The organism is Pseudomonas sp. JUb42 (assembly GCF_024807945.1).
Lineage (GTDB): Bacteria > Pseudomonadota > Gammaproteobacteria > Pseudomonadales > Pseudomonadaceae > Aquipseudomonas.
Map to the genome: position 1 here is coordinate 1 of NZ_JANUFD010000035.1, position 3,919 is coordinate 3,919.

Below are 3,919 nucleotides of genomic sequence, written 5' to 3' on the forward strand. Positions count from 1 at the left end.
CTCGCCCTTGAGTCGCAAAGCCGCTGGAATGTTGTACACCGCACTGCCAGGTTCCAACTGCCAGAGAAACCACTGGCGTTGCTGGGCGTAGGACAACTGCATCGCGCTGTGGCGATCAATACGCTTGAAAGCAGGTGCGTGGTCCCGCTGGCTATCGGCGACACGCAGGGTAAACCCGGCCAGATCGCTGGCTTCGAACAGTGCCTTGAGCGCAACCTCGACTTGCAACGCCTGACGCAGCCGCGAGATGACCTGAGTGGCCAATAACGAATGCCCACCCAGTTCGAAAAAACTGTCGTTCAAACCCACTCGCTCGACCTTGAGGACCTGCGCCCAAATCATCGCCACTTGTCGTTGCAGCTCGTTGGTCGGCTCGACGTAGGCGGATTGACCCAGGGTCATGTCCGGGGCTGGGAGGGCCTTGCGATCCAGCTTGCCATTGGGACTCAGCGGCAATTGCTCCAACAGCACATAATGCCGGGGCAGCATGTAGTCGGGCAGTTGCGTCCTCAGCGCCTCCCGCAAGGTCTCGACGATAGCGGCGTTCGCTATCTCTGCAGGCTCGGCGGGTACCACATAGGCCACCAGTTGCTTGCCCGTCGGACCATCCAGGTCAATGACCTTGGCATCGCGGAGTACATCATGGGTCAACAGCGCCGCTTCGATCTCTCCCAGCTCGATACGGAAGCCACGGATCTTGACCTGATGATCGATACGCCCGGCATACTCCAGCTCGCCGCTGCGCCGGTAGCGCGCCAGATCACCACTGCGGTACAGCCGTGCACCGCCGTGCGTGGCAAATGGGTCGGGGATGAAACGCTCGGCAGTAAGCGCCGCACGCTGGAAATACCCCCGCGCCAGCAGCTCGCCGCCAATCAACAGCTCGCCGGTAACGCCCGGCGGCGCCAGTTGCCCCTGGTTGTCGAGCACATGGATAACCCGCCCCGGCAACGTCCGGCCAATCGGCATCATGGCCGGTGAGGGCGTTGTTCCGGCGACCAGCGCGGCACAATCGTGGGCCGTGACGGTCACCGTCGCCTCGGTCGGACCGTATGTATTGAGCAGGACCACATGCGCCAGGCCGGCCTGACGCCAGGCATCGATACCTTCCGGCGGCATCGCCTCACCACCGGCATGCATCTGGTGCAGGCGGCCATAGGGTCGCGGTCCGATCCTGGCAAAGTCCTTGACCAGCATGAACCAGTACGCCGTAGTCAGATCGACCACGCTGATATCGTGATCAATCAGTTGCCGATAGAAGGTTTCACTGTCCCAGATCTCCGGGCCCCGGATAACCACGGAGCCGCCCAAAGTCAGGATCGGATACAACTGCTCGACAAAGCCGTCGAAGTTGAATGTCGAGAATTGCAGCACCCGGTCTTCAGGCGTCAGGTTAAAGAAGCCCACCGAAACCTCGCTGTGGGCACTCAGCGAACCGAGGTCAATCGCCACCCCTTTGGGGCGACCGGTGGAGCCTGAGGTGTACATCACATAGGCCAGATTATGAGGCCGGGTCAGATTGACCGGGTTATCCTGCCCATACCCCTCTGCTGTCGCTTCCACATAGAGGCAATGAACCGTCTCGGGCAGCAACAGTTGCCGATGCAGATGCTCGTGGGTCAGCAGCAGGCCAATACCCGAGTCTTCGATCATGTAGCCCAGCCGCTCGCGCGGGTAGTCCGGATCCAGCGGCACATAGGCACCGCCGGCCTTGAGTACCGCCAGCACCGCAACCACCATTCCCAAGCCACGCTCTACCGCGACACCCACCAGAACATCCGGGCCGACGCCATGGGCACGCAATTGATGGGCAAGTCGATTGGCGCTCAGATTGAGCTCGGCATAGGTCAACTGCCGGGTATCGCAGATCAGCGCAATGGCCTGCGGGTTACGTCGGACCTGTTCTTCGATCTGCTCGTGCACGCTGCGGTAAACCGTGCCCAAGGCACTGCGCCGGTCCAATAGCGGCAACCATTGCGCCTGTTCCGCTTCGCTCATCAGCGCCAGCTCCGCTACTCGGGCGTGAGGCTGGGCGATCATGCCTTCCAGCAACGCTCGCCAATGACTGGCAAAGCCTTGCACGGTGACGGCATCGAACAGCGCTGTGGCATAGGTCAGTCGTGCACGAAGGCCGTCGCGGTGCTCCCGGGTGTCCAGGCTCAGATCGAACTGGGCAGTGTGCGAGTCCCAGTGCAGGGCCTCCACCCGCAGCCCGGATAATTGCCGCGCCTGTCCGCGCGCCTCGCTCTGGTGGTTGAACATCACCTGGAACAGTGGCGTATGGCTCAGGCTGCGCTCCGGTTGCAGGGCTTCGACCAGTTGCTCAAAAGGCAGATCCTGATGAGCCTGGGCTTGCATGGCCGTGCGTTTGACCTGGGCCAGCAGGTCGGCCACGGTGGTCGTGATAGCGAATTCGGCCTTGAGTACCTGAGTATTGACGAAAAAGCCGATCAGCCCCTCGGTTTCCACCCGCGAGCGGTTGGCAACCGGCACGCCGACACGGATATCGTTCTGCCCCGAGTAGCGCTGCAGCAAGGCCTGGAACGAGGCCAGCAACAGCATGAACAGCGTCACGCCCTGCTGCTGGGCCAGCACTTTGAGGCGCTGACTCAGTTCAGCGCCCAACTCCACATCCAGCGCGGCACCACGATAGTCCTGGACGGCCGGGCGCGGATGATCCAGCGGCAGCTCCAGCACCGGTTGCTCGCCACCCAGTTGCTGCTGCCAATAGCCCAGCTGGCGCTCCTGCTCCCCAGCTTCCATCCAGCGACGTTGCCACAACGCATAATCCGCGTACTGGATCGGCAAGTCTTCGAGACTGGCTTCCTGCCCCTGGCAAAAGCCCTGATACAGCTGCACCAGTTCATCGACCATGATTGCCATGGACCAGCCATCAGACAGAATGTGGTGCTGCACCAGGACCAGCGCGTGGTCTTCATCAGCCATGCGCAACAGGCTGACATTGAATAGCGGGCCGGCCGTCAGATCGAAACAATGCCTGACCGCCTGCTCGATATGCCCCTGCAACTCATCAGTCGCAATGGCTTGGGCATTCAATTGCAAAGGCGTAGCAGGCTGAATGCTCTGCACCACACCATCTGGCGTCTGCAGGAAAATCGTGCGCAGGCTTTCGTGCCTTTGCAGCAGGGTCTCAAAGCTGCGCTGCAAGGCCGGGTAATTCAGCCGCCCCTTGAGGCGCAACGCAGTAGACAGGTTATAGGCGGCACTTTGCGGCTCCAGTTGCCAGAGAAACCACTGGCGCTGCTGGGCGTAAGACAGTGTCAAGGGCTCCTCGGGCGTCCTGGGCAGAATCGGCGTGACCGAGTAAAGGTTCACGCCCTGGCGCTTGAGCAAGGCCGCGAGGGCCTTGCGCTCTTTTGAAGAGAGTGTCCGTACGGAGTCGAGCAGCTCTTGCACTGAATATCCCCTATGAAGTCAGTTCGTCGATTTCCTCCATCGAAAGACGTTTAAGGGCCTCCAGGGATTTAGCCAATTCGTCCTGAACCTGATTACCTTGACGGGAACCGGCCGCCACGCGCTCGGCAAAAGCCTCCAGGCGCGAATGCTCGAACAGTTCGCCCATGGCAATTTCCCGAGCCAATTGACCGCGCACCCGGACGATGACCTGCATCACCAGCAGGGAATGACCCCCCAGTTCGAAGAAGTCGTCATTCAGACCGACTCGATCAATCTTCAGCACATCCGCCCAGATCGCCGCCAGCTGCTGCTGCAACTCGCTTTGCGGCGCAACATACAGCGATTGCAGCAGGCTGGTGTCCGGCAGTGGCAGCGCCTTGCGATCCAGCTTGCCATTGGGGCTCAGAGGCATGGCCTGCAATAACACCCACTGCGCGGGCACCATATAGTCCGGCAGACCCGCCTTCAGGTGCACCTTGAGCCCTTCCCGTGGGTCGGCACC

At 61.2% G+C, this 3,919-nt stretch carries 2 protein-coding genes; both read right to left on the reverse strand.

Going from position 1 to position 3,919, the window contains the following annotated elements:
• The coding region (locus M2401_RS34245; RefSeq protein ID WP_259111493.1) for an amino acid adenylation domain-containing protein at positions 1 to 3,417 on the reverse strand (3,417 nt) is incomplete at its 3' end.
• Between the two features lie 10 nt (positions 3,418 to 3,427).
• On the reverse strand, positions 3,428 to 3,919 hold a 492-nt coding region (locus M2401_RS34250), incomplete at its 5' end, for a phosphopantetheine-binding protein (protein ID WP_259111495.1).